The organism is Gulosibacter sp. GYB002 (assembly GCF_036577665.1).
GTDB lineage: Bacteria > Actinomycetota > Actinomycetes > Actinomycetales > Microbacteriaceae > Gulosibacter > Gulosibacter hominis.
In genome coordinates, this window is sequence record NZ_JARBDD010000009.1 from 92,644 (window position 1) to 111,192 (window position 18,549).

At 60.4% G+C, this 18,549-nt stretch carries 15 protein-coding genes; 10 read left to right on the top strand and 5 right to left on the bottom strand.

Annotated elements, in window-relative coordinates; genetic code table 11:
- The first annotated feature begins 13 nt into the window (after window positions 1–13).
- The 4 genes from PV375_RS06125 to PV375_RS06140 all read left to right on the top strand — a co-directional run bounded on the left by PV375_RS06125 (window position 14) and on the right by PV375_RS06140 (window position 5,458).
- Window positions 14–1,660, top strand: a complete 1,647-nt coding sequence (locus PV375_RS06125; protein WP_332106579.1) for an ABC transporter substrate-binding protein — start codon at window positions 14–16, stop codon at window positions 1,658–1,660.
- A gap of 74 nt (window positions 1,661–1,734) precedes the next feature.
- Window positions 1,735–2,826, top strand: coding sequence for an ABC transporter permease (locus tag PV375_RS06130; protein WP_332106580.1), 1,092 nt, complete (start codon window positions 1,735–1,737; stop codon window positions 2,824–2,826).
- Between the two features lie 2 nt (window positions 2,827–2,828).
- Window positions 2,829–3,821 (top strand): ABC transporter permease, encoded by a 993-nt coding sequence (locus tag PV375_RS06135; protein ID WP_332106581.1) that lies wholly within the window; start codon window positions 2,829–2,831, stop codon window positions 3,819–3,821.
- Window positions 3,818–5,458 (top strand): ABC transporter ATP-binding protein, encoded by a 1,641-nt coding sequence (locus tag PV375_RS06140; protein ID WP_332106582.1) that lies wholly within the window; start codon window positions 3,818–3,820, stop codon window positions 5,456–5,458. The genes PV375_RS06135 and PV375_RS06140 overlap by 4 nt, the downstream gene beginning before the upstream one ends.
- Before the next feature lie 79 nt (window positions 5,459–5,537).
- Here the strand turns inward: PV375_RS06140 and PV375_RS06145 are convergent, their stop codons facing one another.
- The 3 genes from PV375_RS06145 to PV375_RS06155 form a co-directional block, all read right to left on the bottom strand.
- The gene (locus PV375_RS06145) at window positions 5,538–6,362 is read right to left on the bottom strand and encodes an aldo/keto reductase (protein WP_332106583.1); all 825 of its coding nucleotides are present in this window, start codon (window positions 6,360–6,362) and stop codon (window positions 5,538–5,540) included.
- A 72-nt stretch (window positions 6,363–6,434) separates the two neighbouring features.
- Complete coding sequence (locus tag PV375_RS06150) at window positions 6,435–7,655, bottom strand: MFS transporter (RefSeq protein ID WP_332106584.1); 1,221 nt, start codon at window positions 7,653–7,655, stop codon at window positions 6,435–6,437.
- Between the two features lie 95 nt (window positions 7,656–7,750).
- Entirely contained in the window at window positions 7,751–9,307 is a 1,557-nt protein-coding gene (locus tag PV375_RS06155; RefSeq protein ID WP_332106585.1) for a Mur ligase family protein, read from the bottom strand.
- A gap of 404 nt (window positions 9,308–9,711) precedes the next feature.
- Between PV375_RS06155 and nrdH the strand changes: the two genes are divergently transcribed.
- From nrdH to PV375_RS06175, 4 genes are all read left to right on the top strand, one after another.
- Window positions 9,712–9,948 (top strand): glutaredoxin-like protein NrdH, encoded by a 237-nt coding sequence (gene nrdH, locus PV375_RS06160; protein WP_201517934.1) that lies wholly within the window; start codon window positions 9,712–9,714, stop codon window positions 9,946–9,948.
- Window positions 9,949–9,956: 8 nt separating this feature from the next.
- Window positions 9,957–10,370 (top strand): class Ib ribonucleoside-diphosphate reductase assembly flavoprotein NrdI, encoded by a 414-nt coding sequence (gene nrdI, locus PV375_RS06165; protein ID WP_201517935.1) that lies wholly within the window; start codon window positions 9,957–9,959, stop codon window positions 10,368–10,370.
- Window positions 10,370–12,502: a class 1b ribonucleoside-diphosphate reductase subunit alpha gene (nrdE, locus tag PV375_RS06170; RefSeq protein ID WP_332106586.1), complete on the top strand. Its 2,133-nt coding sequence runs from the start codon at window positions 10,370–10,372 to the stop codon at window positions 12,500–12,502. Before nrdI ends, nrdE begins: the two co-directional genes overlap by 1 nt.
- 123 nt (window positions 12,503–12,625) lie before the next feature.
- Window positions 12,626–13,417 carry a siderophore-interacting protein gene (locus tag PV375_RS06175; protein WP_332106587.1) on the top strand — a complete coding sequence of 264 codons (792 nt, stop codon included), beginning with the start codon at window positions 12,626–12,628 and terminating at the stop codon, window positions 13,415–13,417.
- A 3-nt stretch (window positions 13,418–13,420) separates the two neighbouring features.
- Here PV375_RS06175 and PV375_RS06180 read toward each other — a convergent pair whose 3' ends face one another.
- Window positions 13,421–14,557, bottom strand: a complete 1,137-nt coding sequence (locus PV375_RS06180; protein WP_201612926.1) for an enterochelin esterase domain-containing protein — start codon at window positions 14,555–14,557, stop codon at window positions 13,421–13,423.
- A 310-nt stretch (window positions 14,558–14,867) separates the two neighbouring features.
- On the opposite strand from PV375_RS06180, the gene PV375_RS06185 reads away from it, so the two are divergent.
- Window positions 14,868–15,101 (top strand): phosphopantetheine-binding protein, encoded by a 234-nt coding sequence (locus tag PV375_RS06185; protein ID WP_201612927.1) that lies wholly within the window; start codon window positions 14,868–14,870, stop codon window positions 15,099–15,101.
- Between the two features lie 77 nt (window positions 15,102–15,178).
- Window positions 15,179–15,733, top strand: coding sequence for a GNAT family N-acetyltransferase (locus PV375_RS06190; protein ID WP_201612929.1), 555 nt, complete (start codon window positions 15,179–15,181; stop codon window positions 15,731–15,733).
- A gap of 100 nt (window positions 15,734–15,833) precedes the next feature.
- Here the strand turns inward: PV375_RS06190 and PV375_RS06195 are convergent, their stop codons facing one another.
- Entirely contained in the window at window positions 15,834–18,074 is a 2,241-nt protein-coding gene (locus PV375_RS06195) for an AMP-binding protein (protein ID WP_201612931.1), read from the bottom strand.
- Window positions 18,075–18,549 lie beyond the last annotated feature (475 nt).

The following is an 18,549-nucleotide window of genomic DNA, read 5'->3' on the forward strand; positions in this document are numbered from 1 at the left end:
CAGGAGTTATTCCATGGCAGCTCAAACTGCACATGCGCGTCGCCGCATGCTTACTCTTTCTGCTCTTTCGGTTTCGGCCCTTGTGCTCGCCGGCTGCGCCGGTGGCGGCGCAGCCGGCGGCGGTGGTGAAAATGGCGGTGTGATCACCGTCGGCACCACCGACAAGGTCGTCTCGATCGACCCTGCCGGATCGTATGACAACGGTTCATTTGCAGTTATGACGCAGGTCTACGGTTCACTGATGCGGTCAGAGCCTGGCAGCCCCGAAGTGTCGCCCGACCTGGCTGAATCTGCAGAGTTCACCTCACCGAACGTGTACACCGTCAAACTTCGTGAGGGCCTGAAATTCACGAACGGGAATGAGCTGACAAGCTCAGACGTCAAGTTCAGCTTCGACCGCCAGGTAAAGATCAACGACCCTAATGGTCCGGCATCGCTGCTCTACAACCTCGACGAGGTAGTGGCAGTTGACGACCTCACCGTCGAGTTCCACCTCAAGCAGGAAAACGACGTGATCTTCCCGCAAATCCTGTCGAGCCCGGTCGGTCCAATTGTTGACGAAGACGTGTTCTCGCCTGATGCGATCACATCGGATGAAGAAATCGTTGCCGGCGACGCGTTCGCAGGCCCATACCGAATCGACACCTACGAAAAAAATTCGCTCGTCTCGTACAAGAAAAACCCCGACTATCAGGGTGTCATCGAGGGTGGCGCAAAGACCGAGAACATCATTACCAAGTACTACGCTGACGCTTCGAACCTCAAGCTCGAGATTCAGAATGGCAGCATCGATGTGGCTTGGCGGAGCCTCTCAGCAACCGACATCAGTGACCTTCGCGGTGTGGACACATTGAAGGTGCACGAGGGCCCGGGCGGTGAGATCCGCTATCTGGTCTTTAATTTCAACACCATGCCGTACGGAGCCAAAGCCGATGGCGCCGATGCTAACAAGGCATTGGCTGTACGCCAGGCGATCGCTCATCTGATTGATCGCGATGAGCTCGCAGAGCAGGTGTACCAGGGCACCTACACGCCGCTCTACTCTCACGTTCCTGCTGGGCTGACCGGCGCCACTGAAGAACTCAAGTCGATGTATGGCGACGGTCAAGGTAAATCGAGTCTCGATAAGGCGAAGCAGGTGCTCTCTGACGCCGGCATCACTGAGACTGTGACGCTCGATCTGCAGTACTCGAACGACCACTATGGGCCCAGCTCGGCTGACGAATACGCACTGATTAAAAATCAGCTCGAAGCTTCTGGGCTGTTCAAAGTGAACCTGCAGACCACCGAATGGGGCCAGTACTCGAAGGACCGCACCGACGACCTGTACCCGGTGTATCAGCTCGGGTGGTTCCCCGACTACTCGGATGCTGACAGCTACCTCACACCGTTCTTCCTCACCGAAAACTTCCTCGGCAACCACTACGCAAACCCGAAGATGGACGAACTCATTTTGAAGCAGGCCGTCACCGCCGATGAGGGTGAGCGCGAGAAGCTACTCGGTGACATACAGAAGATTGCGGCTGAAGACCTGTCGACGCTGCCATACCTGCAGGGCTCACAGATTGCTGTGGCGAAGACCGACATCGAGGGGATCGATAAAACGCTCGACTCGTCGTACACCTTCCGTTTCGCTCTGCTCGAACGTAAACAGGGCTAACGCATCTGCAATAGGAGAGGTTGGGGATTCACTACGAGGCGTAGCGGAATCCCCAACCCCTCGTTGAGGAATCTATGACTATCAACGCAACTGCTGCGGTCGAAAACACCGAGCAGGGTGCTCGTGAAAAGCGCAGGGGCGGCGGTGCATCCCTGGGTCGCTATTTGCTGGTACGAGCCCTGCTCATCATCCCCACCGTATTTATCCTGGTGACACTGGTGTTCATCTTGATGCGCACCACCGGCGACCCGATTAGTGCCGCGCTGGGCGACCGGTTGCCGCCCGATCAACTCGCGGCCCGCATCCACGAAGCTGGTTATGACCGCCCGCTGATCGTGCAGTACCTGGAGTATCTCGGTGGTGTGTTCACCGGCGATTTCGGCACCACCGCGTCCACGCGTGAGCCGGTGATCGCGGTGTTGGCGCGCTACGGCCCGGCAACGCTCGAACTGACCGTGTACGCGCTCATCGTTGCGTTCGCGGTTGGCATCCCGCTGGGCCGTATGGCCGCCGCTCGTCGAGACAAGTGGCAGGATGCGACGCTGCGTGTCGGAGCGATTCTTGCCTACGCCACTCCGGTGTTTTTTGCGGGTCTCGTGCTCAAACTCATTTTTGGCTTGTGGCTCGGGTGGCTTCCCGTTTCGGGGCGGTCTTCGACCATGACTGAGTTGCAGCTGCGCACGCTCGACGGCGGCACCGGGATCCTGCTGATCGATGCGATTCGTGCGGGGAACGGCGCGGCGATTGCCGACGTGCTCTCGCACGCCGTTTTGCCCGCTATTGCGCTGGGGCTGCTTACCGGCGGTATCTTTCTGCGGCTGGTGCGCACCAACATGATCGGTACGCTCAGCCAGGACTACATCACCGCGGCCCGCTCTCGGGGCGTGAAGGAGGGGCGGCTGGTGCGCATCCACGCCTGGCGGCCGGCGCTGGTGCCGATTATCACCGTCGTAGGGCTGCAAGTAGCGATGCTGCTTGGCGGTGCAGTGCTGACAGAAACCACCTTCGAATGGCGCGGGCTTGGCTTCCAACTGGTCGAGTTCATTAAGGCCCGCGACTTTGTAGCGGTGCAGGGCATTGTGGCAATGCTGGCGGTAATCGTCGCAGTCACGAACTTCGTTGTCGACGCAATCGCGGCGATCATTGACCCGCGAGTGAGGTTCTAAGCATGAACTGGAGACGACTACCGATTATTTCGCAGCTACGGCAAAGCGTTGGGCTGCAGCGCGGGATGCTCATCGTCGGCCTGGTCTTGACCGGTCTGTTTATGGTGACCGCGACTTTTGCCCCCATACTGGCGCCCTACGGTTTTTCGCAGCTGCGCGACGAGAGCGGTGCCTTCGGAACCACACAGCCGCCATCGGCAGCGCACCCGTTCGGCACTACGGTGGGTGGTTACGATGTGCTCTCACGCATGATTTGGGGTTCACAAACCGCGCTCATCGTGATCGTGGTGGCAGTGGCCATGTCGATCTTCCTCGGTGTGCTGCTCGGATTGATCTCTGGTTATTTCGGCGGGTGGATTGACCGCATCCTGGTGGTTATTGCCGATGCGATTTATGCATTCCCGACTCTGCTGCTCGCGATCGTGATGTCGATCGTGATTTCAGGTGGGCGATCAGACCTCGTGGGTGGGGTGTTTGCGGCGGCCGCTTCGATCACTGTGGTGTTCATTCCGCAATATTTCCGCGTAGTGCGAGCCGAAGCCGCGAGGGTTCGGTCGGAAGCGTTTGTTGAAGCGGCTCGCGTGATCGGTACGCCAACCTGGCGCATCCTGCTTACGCATGTGCTGCGCAACTCCACGCGCACCTTGCCGCTGATCCTGACTCTGAACGCTGCCGAAGCTATTTTGACGCTCGCTGGCCTTGGCTTCATCGGGTTCGGTATCGAGCCGAGTTCGGCAGCGGAATGGGGTTACGACCTCAACCGTGCAGTGGCGGATGTTTCGAGTGGGGTGTGGTGGACAGCTATCTTCCCCGGTGTTGCGATCGTCATAGTGGTGCTCGGTCTCACGCTCGTTGGCGAGAGTTTGAACGATCTCGCCGACCCGCGTTTGCGCACCCGCGCGAGACTCGGTGGTGCGGGGCGGCGGAAGCCTGCTGAACAAACTGAAGCCCTCGTGGTAGCCACCACTGTCGCAGCTGAAGGGAACAAACAATGAGCAACAGAACCGAAACATCGCGCAGGGCTGCGAGCGACGTTGCAGCACGGCTGCGCGATTTGCGGGTCATATTTGACACCGACGGCGGCGAAGTGCGTGCGGTCAACGGGGTCACTCTTGACGTGCGTCGAGGCGAAGTGCTCGCGATTGTTGGGGAGTCTGGTTCGGGGAAGACCGTGACGGCGCGCACACTGCTCGGGTTGATTCCCGAGAATGCGCGGGTGACCGGTCAAGCCGAGCTGCTCACCGAATGGGGCAGCAGGGAAATCACCGAGCTGCGAGGCGAGGCGCTGCGCCAGGTGCGCGGTTCGGAAATCGCGATGGTGTTCCAAGAGCCTTCCACCGCACTCAACCCGGTGTTTACGGTTGGGTGGCAGCTCATTGAGGGTCTGCGCGCGCACCGCAAACTCACTAGGGCCGAGGCTCGTGCCGAGGCGGTAGCAATGCTGGATCGCGTCGGCATCCCGGATGCCAAAACCCGGGTGGATGCCTATCCGCACGAGTTTTCGGGAGGACAGAAACAGCGCATCGTAATTGCGATGGCGCTTGCGCTTGGCTCACGCATCCTGGTGGCTGATGAACCGACCACCGCGCTCGATGTGACCGTGCAGGCTGAGATTCTTGACCTACTGCGCGGTATCAAAGACGAATTCGGAACCGCCATCATCGTGATCACTCACAATATGGGGGTCGTGGCCGACCTGGCTGACCGTGTCGCTGTGATGTACCGCGGCGAAGTGGTTGAGCAGGCTGGTGTGCGAGACCTGTTCGCGTCGCCACAGCATGACTACACGAAAAAACTCCTCGAGTCGGTGCCGCGGATCGATACCGAGGATGCACCACCGCAACCGAATGCGGTAGCTGCGCCACCCGTGGTTTGCGCCAAGGGGCTTGAGATCACCTACCCGGGACGACTCGGCAAAGCACCCTTCCGTGCCGTGCAGGGAGTTGATTTTGACCTGGCACCCGGTGAGGTGTTGGGACTCGTGGGGGAGTCGGGGTCGGGCAAGTCGACGATTGGCCGGGCTATCGCCGGGCTGGTGAAGGTCACCGGTGGAATTCTCGATGTGCGGGCAAATCGACGCGAACTGGGGTTCGTGTTTCAAGACCCGGCCACGAGTTTTAATCCGCTATTGACCATCGGGGAGTGCATTGCCGAACCCATCGTGGTGCACGGCGAGGCACGTTCAGCGAAGGCCGCCGAGGGGCGGGTGCGTGAGCTGCTCGAGGCCGTGCAACTCCCGGGAGATTTTGTCCGTCGCTATCCGCATGAATTGTCGGGCGGTCAGCGTCAGCGCGCATCTCTCGCCCGTGCTCTGGCGCTCGGCCCGAAACTGCTCATTGCCGACGAACCCACGTCGGCGCTCGATGTGTCGGTGCAGGCGCGCGTGCTGGAACTATTCGCTGAATTGCAAGAGCAGTTCGGGTTCGCCTGCCTGTTTATTTCGCACGACCTCGCGGTGGTGCGTGCCGTTTCACATCGAGTGGCGGTGCTTTACCGGGGCGAAATAGTCGAGATCGGCGACACCGAGTCGGTGCTTGATCGCCCACAGCATGACTACACGAAGCGGTTGCTCGCATCGCTGCCAGTGCCCGACCCTGAGCAGCAGGCCGAACGTCGGCTAGCTCGCGTCTAATAGCTCGCAGCTTTAGCGCCAGCGTGGTGAGTGGGTCGGGCACCCCTTGAAGGGGTGCCCGACCCAGCTGCGTAGCTGCCTAGTTGAAGTCGTCCGGGTCTTTGCCGGTGCGAGTGTCGGTATCGAGCTGGGCGAGCCGTGCCAGATCGTCAGCGTCGAGCGCGAATTCGGCGGCGCCGAGGTTTTCGCGCATCCGCTCGGGATGCGACGACTTCGGGATCGCGATATTGCCGATTTCGAGGTGCCAGCGCAGCACGATCTGGGCCGGGGTGCGGCCGTATTTTTCGGCGAGCTCTTGTACGAGCGGCTTGGCAAGCGCATCCCCCCGCCGCAGCGGCGCCCACGCTTCGGTGGCGATACCGTGCTGCATGTGAAAGTGCCGCAGTTCGGGCTGCTGGAATGCCGGGTGCAGCTCCACCTGGTTCACTGCGGGCACCACATCAGCCTCTTTGATCAGTCGCTCGAGGTGGTGCGTTTTGAAATTGGCGACACCGATCGAGCGCGCCCGGCCCTCGTCGTGAAGCCGCTCGAGTGCATCCCAGGTTTCGAGATAGCGGTCGAGTGCGGGGGCCGGCCAGTGAATGAGGTAGAGGTCAACTTCTTCAAGCCCGAGCCGTTCGAGCGACTCGTCGAAGGCGCGCAGCGTGGCGTCGTAGCCCTGCATGTCTTGCCACACCTTGGTGGTGATGAACACCTCGTCGCGGTCGATACCAGAACGACGCAGGCCCTCACCGACTCCGGTTTCGTTGTTGTAGAGCGTGGCGGTGTCGATGTGGCGGTAGCCGATGTCGATCGCCTGCGCCACAAGTTCTGCCGTGGCGGCCGGATCCATCTTGTAGGTGCCGAGCCCGAGTTGCGGGATCGTGTGTCCGTCGTTAAGCCGAATATCGAGTGAGTTGGTCACAGACTGCCACCGTAGTCGCTGGCGGCACTTGGCGCATCCCGCGGGGATAGGTTTGTTGAAATCGTGAGACGACTAGGCCTGGTCGGTGTCGGGAAGCACAATCGGGGCGGTATCGGCGCGGGGAAGCGCGGTGCCGTCGCTCAGATCGGGCAACCAGGGAATTGCCACGAGCGACACGATAAGCGCCGCCACCGAAAATCCCGCGCCGATAAGCAGGCCACCCAGCGCACCCATCGCGTCGATGGCAATGCCGGCGAAGGCACTGGCGATTGCCACACCAACCAGCTGCGCGGTGCCAAGCCACCCGAACGCTTCGGCAGTGTCGCTGAACCGCACGGTGGCGCTGACGGCCGAGTTCGCGAGCGCGATCATCGGTGACGACGACATCCCGGTAACGAAAAACGCGAGGATGAACATCAACGGGCTGCCGAGCGAAAACAGCGCCAGCGTGGTGCCGATAACGCCCAGACCAACGCGCGCGGCCAGCGACCAGCGGGGCATCGCCAATAGCCCGGCGCCGAGCCCGCCAATGAGCGATCCCACCGCCGAAAGACCGAGCACGACCCCCACGAACGGGTCCTCGTGACCGAAGTGGGCGATCGCTGCCGCATCCAGTGCGCCCCAGGTGCCGATTCCAAACATGAAGACGACGGTCATGATCAGCACGACCGGCTCGCGCAGCACGGCCCCCATTTTTCGTGGCGAGTTGGGGATGCGCACCTGCCCGATTGGCTTGGAAGTCACGAACCAGGTGCCACCGACAAGCAGCACTGCCGAGCACAGCAAAATCCCGGTGCGCGGACTGAGCGTCGCCGCGATGATGGTGGTGAGCAGCGGCCCGAGAATCCAGATGATCTCTTGCAGTGTCGCGTCGATAGCGAACACGGTGTTGATGCGCGAGCTATCGGTGATCTTGGGGTAGACAGTGCGCACCGCCGGCGGAATTGGCGGGATAGTGAGGCCGGTGATGAACACGAGCGGGAATAGCAGCTGGATCGGGGGAGTGGTGAGCCCCAGGATGGCGAGTGTGAGCGAGCTCAGCGCGATGGTGGGCACGAGCACGGTGCGCATCCCGAATCGTGAGAGCAGCCGGCCGCCAAGGGGTCCGGCGATTCCCTGCCCGATTGCGAATGCGGCGATCGTAAACCCGGCGGCGGTGAAGTCGCCGTAGGTCTGCTCGATGTGGATGAGTAGCGCCACCGACAGCATCCCGGCGGGAAAGCGCGCCAGCAGCTGCGAGAACAGCAGCCGCGCGACGTGACGGATGCGGAGGGCTTCGAGATAAATGCGCACGGGGCTCCTCTCATTGGTCGATGCGGCTGCGGATGACTGAACCCGCCAGGGGCTGCAATTGGATGCGTGCCCGGCGAGTTCGATGTCAGGAAATACTAGCGGGGGTCGGACACCTGCCAACCCGCTTCACGCAGCGCGGCGCGCGCGGCGTCTTTCACCGAGTAGGGGATGTGTTCGCCGCGCACTTCGCGGGCGAGTTCGTGGCCGTTACCGCCGATGAAGATGACGTCGTTTTCGGTGGCGATTGATACCGCTTTGGCGATGCCTGCGGCCGGGTCGGCAACCTCGTACACCTCGTGTTCGGGGAACTCTTTGTGGAGAGTGTCGAGCAGGGCCGCGCGAATGGCGGCGGGGTCTTCAAATCGAGGGTTGTAGTCGGTGATGACCACCACATCGGCGATGGCTGCGGCGCGGGCCATATCGGGGCGCTTGGTGGTGTCGCGGTCGCCGTCGGCGCCAAACACGGCGAAAAGCTTGCCGCGGGTGAGTTGGCGCAGGCTCGACAGCACGGTGCGCATCGAGCCGGGGGTGTGGCCGTAGTCGGTGTAGATGCGCGGGCCGGGGCCGTCGGGGTTGACCACGTCGAGTCGGCCCGGCAGAGTGACTTGCAGTCCACCGGTGGCTTCGAGTGCCGCGGCGATCTGTTCGAGCGGGGTGCCGGTTTGGGTGAGCGCCACAATTGCGAGCGCGGCATCGAAGGCGACGAACCAGCCGGGCTGGCTGACGCTGCTATTGAGGGTGTGGCCGTCGCGGTGGGTGAGCGTGAAGTCGGTGCGGGTGAGCGAGACCTGTTCGGCGGTGAAATACCAATCGGCATCGCACTCGGTGCGGGTGGTGACCGTTTCTACCGGCACCGAGGCGATCGAGGCGAGTTCGCAGCCCCAGTCATCATCAATGGAGATCACGCCGCGGTGGGCGCGCTCAGGAGTGAAGAGTTCGGCCTTAGCGGCGAAATATTCGCGCATATCGGCGTAGTCGTCGAGGTGGTCCTGTGAGAGGTTCGTGAAAATTGCCGAGTCGAACACGAACCCGTCGACGCGGTGGCGGGTGAGGGCGTGGGCAGACACCTCAAGAGCGGCCACTGCAACCTGCTCGGCACGCATCTCGGCGACGAGTGCGTGCAGGTAGTCGCTTTCGGGGGTGGTGAGTCCACCGCTGCGTTCGGTGGACACGATCCGCTCGCCGATGCGCTGCTCTACGGTGCTCGACAGGCCGCTGCGGACGTGCAGCGCATCAAGCAGTGCGAGCAGCAGGTAGCAGGTGGTGGTTTTGCCATCGGTGCCGGTGACACCGATCAGCGTGGGGTTTCCTGCCTCGGTGCCGTAGACCAGCGCCGCAGTTTTGCCGAGGAGTTCGCGTGGCGCATCCACCACGATGATTGGCAGCCCGGTGGGCCGCGCATATTCGACACCTGCCGCGTCGGTGAGCACGGCGAGAGCGCCGGCGCGTTGTGCGGCGGCTGAGAACTCGGCGCCGTGGCGACGGGCTCCGGGAACGCCAACAAAAAGATCACCGGCGCTGACCGAGTTAGTTGAGCTTGAGACTCCGGTTACGCGCAGCTGTCCGCTTGCGGCCGAAACGAGTTGGGCACCGGGCAGTAGCTCAACGAGTTCTTGCAAGGTGCGGCCGCGGGTTTCGGCGGGTTCGGTCATGGTTGGTCCTCAATCTGGCAGGGGTGCAGTGCGGTGACGGTTTATTGTCTCGCATTCGTCGGCGGGTGAGGATGCGGCGGGCCGGATGCGGGCGAAGCGGCGGAAATGTCGGTGGCTGGTGATGGAGTTGTGCACAGCAACTGATGGGAGGTGTGAATTGCTTGTTGATAGTTGGTGGAAAAGCTCGCCGACACGCCGATTTGCTGTGGAATTTCATGTGGAGAACTACACGCTTGTAATACAGCATCTAGTGGTGTTAGCCTCATCAGGCACAAGATGTTGTGGCTGACGAGAGTTGTAGCGGCGGTCGCAACCCATTCGCTAACGGGCACGAGCCGATCCAGTATTAGCTCCGCATCCCGCCGGTAATTTCCAGATCAAATCACTAAATCGAGGCCCCTCAAATGACTATTTCTGTGTACAGCAAGCCCTCCTGCGTCCAGTGCACTGCCACCTACCGTGCCCTCGATAAGCAGGGCATCGAGTACGAAGTGTTCGACCTGTCGGAAGACGAGAAAGCGCTGCAGACGGTGAAGGAGCTCGGCTACCTGCAGGCTCCGGTGGTTGTTGCCGGCGACGACTCGTGGTCGGGATTCCGCCCCGACAAGATCAACGAGCTCAAAAACCTGCTCTCGGCCTAGGAGTCGCAATGGCCAGGCTGATCTACTTTTCGAGCGTGTCTGGAAATACGCAACGATTCGTAGAGAAACTTGGTCGCGAAGCTCGTCGCATCCCGCTGCGCACGAGCGACGACACGATTCTCGCCGATGAGCCCTTCGTGCTCATCGTGCCCACCTACGGTGGCGGCACCACCAAGGGCGCCGTCCCCAAGCAGGTGATCAAGTTTCTCAACGTGCCAGACAATCGGGCACTCCTGCGCGGGGTGATCGTTGGCGGCAACACTAACTTCGGCGTCGGCTACTGCCTTGCGGGCGACATCATCGCCCGCAAGTGCAATGTGCCGGTGCTCTATCGATTCGAACTCTTTGGCACCCCGGAAGATGCCGAAAAAGTGAACCGGGGGCTCGACCAGTTTTGGCAACAAATGGAGGCAGTGGCGTAATGACCAGTACCGATCAGAACACTCACAGCGAGCTCGATTTTCACGCGCTCAACGCGATGCTCAACCTTTACGATGCGAACGGCCAGATTCAGTTCGATAAAGACCGCGAGGCCGCACGCGCGTACTTCCTGCAGCACGTTAACCAGAACACCGTGTTTTTCCACGACCTCGACGAGCGGCTGCGCTACCTCATCGACAACGAGTATTACGAGGCCGAGGTTATCGACCAGTACTCGCGCGAATTTATCGCTGAACTGCGCGACCACGCCTTCAAACAGAAGTTCCGTTTCCCCACCTTCCTGGGTGCGTTCAAGTTCTACACCTCGTACGCGCTGAAAACCTTCGACGGTGGCCGCTACCTCGAACGCTTCGAAGACCGCGTGCTGATGGTTGCGCTCGGGCTCGCACGGGGCGATGAAAAACTTGCTCGCAAGCTCGTTGATGAGATGCTCTCGGGACGTTTCCAGCCGGCAACCCCCACCTTCCTCAACGTTGGTAAGCGGCAGCGCGGCGAGTTCGTCAGCTGCTTCCTGCTGCGCATCGAAGACAACATGGAGTCGATCGGTCGCTCGATTAACTCGGCGCTGCAGCTTTCGAAGCGTGGCGGCGGTGTTGCCTTTAACCTCTCAAATATCCGCGAGGCGGGCGCTCCGATTAAGCAGATCGAAAACCAGTCGTCGGGCATCATCCCGGTTATGAAGCTGCTCGAAGACTCGTTCTCGTATGCGAACCAGCTCGGTGCTCGTCAGGGTGCCGGTGCCGTTTACCTTTCGGCACACCACCCCGACATCCTCAGCTTCCTCGACACCAAGCGTGAAAACGCCGACGAGAAGATCCGCATCAAGACCCTCTCACTCGGCATCGTCATCCCCGACATCACCTTCCACCTGGCGAAGAAGAACGAGCCGATGTACCTGTTCTCGCCCTACGATGTCGAGCGCGTGTACGGCAAGCCGTTCGGTGACATTTCGATCACCGAGCACTACTACGACATGGTTGATGACGACCGCATCCGCAAAACCCGCATCGATGCCCGTCAGTTCTTCCAGACCGTTGCCGAGATTCAGTTCGAATCGGGTTACCCCTACATCCTGTTCGAAGACACCGCCAACCGGGCCAACCCGATTGCCGGCCGGATCAACATGTCGAACCTCTGCAGTGAGATTCTGCAGGTGAACTCGCCCTCCACCTACAACGCCGACCTCAGCTACGAGCACATCGGTGACGATATTTCGTGCAACCTTGGCTCGATGAACATTGCCATGGCAATGGACAGCAAAAACCTCGGCGAAACGGTTGAAGTGGCGATTCGCGGCCTCACCGCGGTGAGTGACATGAGCTCGATCGACTCGGTGCCGTCGATCCGTGACGGTAACGCGAAGTCGCACGCCATCGGCCTCGGCCAGATGAACCTGCACGGCTACCTCGGTCGTGAGCGCGTGCACTACGGTTCGGAAGAGGGTCTCGATTTCACGAACATCTACTTCTACGCCGTGCTGTTCCACGCAATTCGCGCGTCGATGACCATCGCCCGTGAGCGCGGCGAGCGCTTCGACGGGTTTGAAGAGTCGAAGTACGCCACCGGTGAGTTTTTTGACAAATACATCGACCAGGAGTGGGCTCCCGCCACTGAGCGCGTGCGTGAACTGTTTGAGGGGCACGATATTCCCACGCAGGACGACTGGCGTCAGCTCAAGGCCGATGTGCAGCAGTACGGCATGTACAACCGCAACCTGCAGGCGGTGCCGCCCACCGGGTCGATCTCGTACATCAACAACTCGACCTCGTCGATTCACCCGATCGCCTCGAAGATCGAGATCCGTAAGGAAGGCAAGCTCGGGCGCGTGTACTACCCGGCACCATTCCTCACCAACGACAACCTCGAGTATTTCGAGGATGCATACGAGATCGGCTACGAAAAGATCATCGACACCTACGCGGCGGCCACCCAGCACGTCGACCAGGGACTGTCGCTGACGCTGTTCTTCAAAGACACGGCGACCACGCGCGATATTAACCGCGCGCAGATCTACGCCTGGACCAAGGGCATTAAGACGATCTACTACATCCGCCTGCGTCAGATGGCGCTGGAGGGAACCGAAGTTGACCAGTGCGTGAGCTGCATGCTCTAGCGTCGACGCGCTGATACGTGGGCGGAGAGAATCGCAACTTGGGTTCTCTTCGCCCACGTTCCTTTTGTGTGCAGTCGGCGGCACTCGGGACAAGTTAGGTGAACCTAACTTAGGATGAGGTCCATGATTCAACTTCCGACACCAAAAACTGACAAGCAGCGATTTGAAATGCGGCGCCGGTCTGTCACGCTTGATTCAATTGAACACCGCGGTCCGCAACTCGTACGTTGCTGGTTTAGCGGCGACCTCGAAGACTTCGTCTCACCGAATTCGGGCGACCATGTGAAACTACAGGTGCCCAATGGTGACGGTAACCTGGTTGCTCCGCGAATTGATCCCGAAACGGGGCGTCCCGCGAATCGAGCCGAACTCGGGCTGCGCGACATGACACCGCGCAAAGTGGAAGGTGGACGCGTTGCAATCGATATCGTGCGCCACAGTGGAGGAGTTATCGGGTCCTGGCTCGAGCACGCATCGGTCGGTGATCGATGCGCATTTCACGGCCCGCGGGGCACGAAGACCATTGTTGAGCCGCTCGACGAGCTCATTGCCGTGGTCGACCTCACAGCGTTGCCAGCGGCTGAGCGTCGGTTCACGGAGCTTGGGATTCCGGGCAAACTGCATCTGATTGGTGAGGGAGTTGACGAGCTCGAACTTCCTAATAACGTGGCGGTCACGGCAACGCCGTACGACGTGGAGTGGCGGGAAGTGATTCCCGGTGTACTTGATGACATTCCACCCACCGGCGCTGTACTCGTGTGGGGAGCGGGAGAAGCGCGAGGGGTTTCGGAGCTACGTGCTGCCTTACGTCAGCGGGTGCGTAGCGGTCTGTTCGGGGCATTCAACGGGTACTGGCAGCGGGGTATCGCTGAGTTTGACCACCACGCCGAGCTGCCGCAACCGGCTACACACTGATCATCACACGGCGGGGCTGATGGTCTTTACCGTGTGTTCGATGGCATCGGGAAGCACCGCCTGCCACCACACGGCATCGTGTCCGCCGGCAACCATTGTGTAATCAATGAGCGTGCCCTGTGCCTTAAGAAGAGCCGCGGCATGGCGAACATCACGCTGGAGATCCCATTCAGTTGCTCCAACGTGAAGGAGCAGCGGGCTCGACATTGGTGTAACTGCGCGGGTCCAAAACCAATCGCCAGTGCGCTCCCAAAACCCGCCTTCGTTTGGCCACCACAGTGACGGTGACTGTGCGATCCCCGCAGTGACAAGGCATGGGTGATAGGTCGTTGCCATCGCGGTGAACAGGCCGCCGAGGCTTTGTCCGACGGCGATAAGTTGGGTGTCGGCTGAAAGTGAGGCTGCGTCGCGAACCTGTTTCAGTAGCTCGCCGAGCGTGTCGCCGGTCGTGGTGTAGTCGAGTTGCCGCTGCTGACTGCCCCCAGACTCGAGAAACAGAGCGTGGACTGGTGGGAGGCGCTCGGACTCAATTTTCGTGTTGAGATCGGGCACGATCGGATACTGTTCGCGCCACACTTCGCCGTCGCAAAACAGCAGGGTGGGTGAATCATGCTTCGCGTGCGGGTGCGACCAGCGGTGCAGAGGCAAAGCAGCATCATTAACCGGGCTGCGTACCGGCGACAGCGTTGCTGTTTCAACGGGTGGATGCGTGTGGAGGCGGCGCTTCGGAGCATTCGTTCCAGCGGCAATGGCGAATGGGGTGGGGGACAGCTTGTTTGGTGCATGTTCCCGTGCCGTCGGGTCGGTGAACGCCGCTTGGATGAGGGCACGAAGTGCGGCTCGCGGTGCATGGTGTGGGGCGGTTGGTTCGGGCAAGCGTTCAGGGAGTAGCGCGAACAGGTAGGTGCCGATCCAATCTGCAGGCATGCGTAAGGTCAGCGTGTGCAAATTCGTTTCTGACACTGAATCCATCAGCGTGTCGGTGGGCGCGAATGGATCGCTCACCTTGTTGAGCATGACGCACACGCCGTTTGGTGCCACGCCGTACCAAACAAACGTAATGAGGCAATCGCCTTCATCGCAATCTTCGACGAGTGGTGTGCCCGATGCGGTGAGTTCGCCAGCAATTTGTTCCGCCATGACTTCCCGGCGCTGCCGACACGGTGTCGCTTCCAGCAACTCGGCTATTTGCTCAACACGCTGAGTGGTTGTCCGGGGCAGTGCCCATGGTCGGGCCGTATGGGGTGGTGTTGCGCGCTGCAGAGTTAGCGAGGTGTGTGATGGGCTGTCGCTGCTCGGGTCAGCTGTCGAGGCTGAAGCAGGTGGTGAAGTCATTTGGTAGTTCCGGGGTGAGGGATGCGGCCAACAACAGGGCATAAACTTAGGTAAGCCTAAGCTTACTTAGGTCTGGGTGTGGTTGTTGCACCCGAGTTGAAAACCAGGAGGATACATGCCAGAAACCAGTGTTCAGCAGCAGCTTGTTATGCACCTCAGCGAGCTACTCGAGCGTGATGCGGACAAGATTCCAGTTGGTGACAATCTGGTTGATTGGGGGCTTGATTCGGTGCGCATGATGGCACTGGTCGATCGACTTCGTGTCAATGCTCCGGGCGTCGAGTTTGCTGACGTTGCCGAGACCCCAACCGTTGAGGCGATTGTGGCAGCGGTGGAGGGACTGCAGTGATCCTCGGTAGCCAGCCAATCCAGGCCGGGAAGCATCCACGCAACATCGACTCGCGTGTGTCAGCGGAGGTGCTTGCTGTGCCTGAACCACCGCTACCCGAGCTCACGTTGAGACAGATGACGATGCGCCGTGCAGAACCATACGGGGAAGACCTGCGCAATATCTACGAGTGGATGAACGCTGATCACGTTGCACCCTATTGGGAACAAGCGTGGACGATGAGTCGCTGGCAGCGGCACTTGGAGCAGATGTACGCCCACACTTACGAACGTCCCTACATCGTTGACGTTAATGGTCGACCAGGTGCCTACATCGAGTTGTATCGCGCTGCACGAGATTGTGTGGCTGACCATTACCGAGCTGACAGGTACGACATCGGGCTACATGGCGCCATTGGTGCTCGGGAGTTGGTGGGGAAGAACCTTGCGTTTCTTTTCTGGCTGGACGTTATTCCAGCCATCTTTGCCGCGGAGCCCGAGTGTGAGTCGATCATCACCGACCCTGCTGCGTCGCATCCAGTAGCAGTCCGCCTCGACCAGGTAGTCGCAGACCGTGTGGGTGGAGAGAACTTAGGCGAGGTCGAGCTGCCGCATAAACGTGCGGTGCTCTTCCGTTTTGGGCGAATCAACTAGATAGCTGATTGCAGCCGAGCCCTACCGTCTGGGAGGTGGCAAGTGAACTCCTCCCAGACGGTACACGTTCTCTGCACCTGTCAAATAGCGCGATTCAAGCTCAACTGTGCCGCTCTTCAACTGCTGGGCTCAGACGCGCCCAGCTTGCAACGACGGTGGCTTCTGTGGGGCCATAGGTATTGATCAGCTCAACTGAACTGGGGGCACACTCGTGCCATTCAGCAACCCGCGCTGGTGAAACCCCTTCGCCGCCAATGACGACCAGGCGTAGCGTGCTGGGAAGTCGGGCAATCCCGGCGCGCATCGCTCGCACTAGCTCGTGCCAGTATCCGGTAGGAAGGTCAAGTACTGTGATGCCATCGGCCTCGCACGCGCGAAGCCAATCGGGGATGTTCTCAAGCGCCATCGTGCTACGTGGAATAAGCGTCGCACCTTCGGTGAGAGAGCAAAACAATTCTTCAATACTGGTGTCAAAATGCACCGGCGCGAACTGTGCAACGCGATCGCCGCGTCGTGTTTGCATATACTCGTGCGCACCGACGAGCCAGGTCGAGAGTGATCCGCGCTCGATCCCGACGGGTTTCGGCTTACCGGTTGATCCGGATGTTGTGATGACGTAAGCGAGCGACGAGGCGAGTTTGGGGTCGTCAAGGGGGAATGGGGGAGTCGCAGGGCTGTCGCTGCTGATGATGTCTGTTACTTCTGGAGGCGAGAAGCGTGCAGCCGCGCTGACATCTAGGCAGGAATGTGTGGGCGCAATGAGCGCATCAAGCGAAACGGCTTCAGCTGTGCGTGCGCGCTGACTAGCTTCCTGCTCGCCCGCCGGCATGGGGACAAAGGCTGCCCCGGCCATAAGGGTGGCAAGAATGCTAACGGCCCCCTGTGATCCGCGGTCAATGCATACTCCTACGCGGTGTTCGCGCCCCACTCCAGCGCTGTGTAACTCATGGGCAAGAGCGCATGCCGAATTCCAGAGTTGAACGTAGGAGACTGTCCTCGTGGGTTCATCAAAGGCCACTTGGTGGGGGTGCCTGTTCACCACGTCACCAAACCGTGCGATCAGGTCCTCGACCCGCGGAGAGGTTTGCGCTACAACTGATTCACGCGAGTTGGGATCGGTCAGAGTTTGCAGCGCGCGCACAAACTGGTTGAGGAGTTCGCTGCTCTGGGCGGCCGCGTCGAATAGCGGGGTGTCGGGGTGATCTGTCTCGATGCTCACATCCCCGCCAGGCATTGAGCGGATTGCAATGGCAGGTGCGGTGGCTGGTCCAGTTGCGAGGATGCGTGCAGCAGCGGTGAGGTTGCCGACGCGCAGTTCTAAGGTGAACGGAATGATGTTGATTACCAGGTGTGGGTGTCGTGAATCATTGTGTGACAGCACCTGACGGCGGGCTGTTTCGGCCCTGAGGAACTGGTGCTCCCTTGCCTCGTTGAGTATCACTTGGCACCGTTCCACTAGCGTGTCAACAGGTGCGACATCAACCACGACGGGTACAAGGTTCATCGCAGTCATGGGAGTTCGGAGTTCGAACGGACGACGGCTCAAGAACGGCACGGCGAGGTGAACGCGGTGGAGTGGTTCGGGCGTCGGGAGACCCCCACCGAGCCCGTGTGACTGTTGCATCGCGGATGCAGCCAGTGCGGCGGCAGCCAACGCCAACGCAGGGTTGCGGAGGCCCTCGTTTCGAAGGTGCCGAATTGCGCGTGGTTGGCCCTGGCGTGCCTCGAGTTGCGGGGTGAGGGGGAGGGGTGCGGAAGTGAGGTTGTCGCGCCACCAGCGCAGGTCGTCATCAGCTGGCGGCGACGTAACGGCCTCGCTAGGTTCGGCGGGGCGCTGCGGCGGTTTGGAACCCGTGAGTTCGCAGTCGATGAGTCGCGCTAGATGATTCAGTAGCAGTGACCAGCCATATCCATCGACCGCAAGATGTGAAACTGCAAGGATCAGGGTGTCGCTCGCGGTGTCGGTGCGCGAAATCAGTGTGGCGGAAGCTAAAGGGCCCGTTTCTGGTGCGAAGCCTGTCTCGGTGATGTCGCGCACGACGCGGTCAAATTCGACTGCCGATCCGACACATTTCGAGGTGAAGGGTGGCTCCTGGCCGGAGCTGAACACACCCGGGAAGCGCTCCGCCAGCGGTCCATCGGTCATGAGCGCAAAGCGGCTTCCGAGCAGGGGGATGTGCTTTGAAAGCTGTTGCCACGCATTTCGCACTGCCTCGCGGGGTAGGTGCGTGTCGTAATCAAAGGCATGCACGGTACTGAACGCCGACAGGTCGCTTGCGAGGAGAGCGGCGAACCAGAGTTCTTGTTCAGCGGGCGTGGCCTTACGAATTGCTGTGTCCATGACTCTTTCTTGTTTGGGGTGAGGCGTCCTGGTGCGCCGGGTACCAGGAGTTGAAGATCTCGCAGAACTCAACGCTATATTAGGTATGCCTTACCTAAGATTGGAGTCGCGTGTTGAGTCGTCTCCAAGCAGCATCAGCAGAAAGAGTGTCTATGGCGACGGCACGGCCGGTTTCCACATCGCAGCGTCGGAACAGCAGCATCGACTGCTCAATCGGGAAACCAATTCGCGGAAGCAGCGTGCGAGTCCTGAATGATCAACTTGTGCCCTGCGCCGAAGGAGAAGTTGGCGAACTCTATCTTGCTGGTCCCATGCTTGCTCGAGGATATCTCGGCAGGCCAGGGCTGACTGCGGAGCGATTTGTCGCCGATCCTTATGGGCAACCCGGATCGCGAATGTATCGAACCGGTGACCTGTGTGCGTGGGAAAATGGGCGTCTTACCCACCGCGGTCGGAGTGATGACCAGGTAAAGAT

Excerpts from the sequence above, each read along its gene's own strand:
- PV375_RS06125 (WP_332106579.1), top strand. The coding sequence starts at position 14 with ATGGCAGCTCAAACTGCACATGCGCGTCGCCGCATGCTTACTCTTTCT.
- PV375_RS06130 (WP_332106580.1), top strand. The coding sequence starts at position 1,735 with ATGACTATCAACGCAACTGCTGCGGTCGAAAACACCGAGCAGGGTGCT.
- PV375_RS06135 (WP_332106581.1), top strand. The coding sequence starts at position 2,829 with ATGAACTGGAGACGACTACCGATTATTTCGCAGCTACGGCAAAGCGTT.
- PV375_RS06140 (WP_332106582.1), top strand. The coding sequence starts at position 3,818 with ATGAGCAACAGAACCGAAACATCGCGCAGGGCTGCGAGCGACGTTGCA.
- PV375_RS06155 (WP_332106585.1), bottom strand. The coding sequence starts at position 9,307 with ATGACCGAACCCGCCGAAACCCGCGGCCGCACCTTGCAAGAACTCGTT.
- nrdH (WP_201517934.1), top strand. The coding sequence starts at position 9,712 with ATGACTATTTCTGTGTACAGCAAGCCCTCCTGCGTCCAGTGCACTGCC.
- nrdI (WP_201517935.1), top strand. The coding sequence starts at position 9,957 with ATGGCCAGGCTGATCTACTTTTCGAGCGTGTCTGGAAATACGCAACGA.
- nrdE (WP_332106586.1), top strand. The coding sequence starts at position 10,370 with ATGACCAGTACCGATCAGAACACTCACAGCGAGCTCGATTTTCACGCG.
- PV375_RS06175 (WP_332106587.1), top strand. The coding sequence starts at position 12,626 with ATGATTCAACTTCCGACACCAAAAACTGACAAGCAGCGATTTGAAATG.
- PV375_RS06180 (WP_201612926.1), bottom strand. The coding sequence starts at position 14,557 with ATGGCGGAACAAATTGCTGGCGAACTCACCGCATCGGGCACACCACTC.
- PV375_RS06185 (WP_201612927.1), top strand. The coding sequence starts at position 14,868 with ATGCCAGAAACCAGTGTTCAGCAGCAGCTTGTTATGCACCTCAGCGAG.
- PV375_RS06195 (WP_201612931.1), bottom strand. The coding sequence starts at position 18,074 with ATGGACACAGCAATTCGTAAGGCCACGCCCGCTGAACAAGAACTCTGG.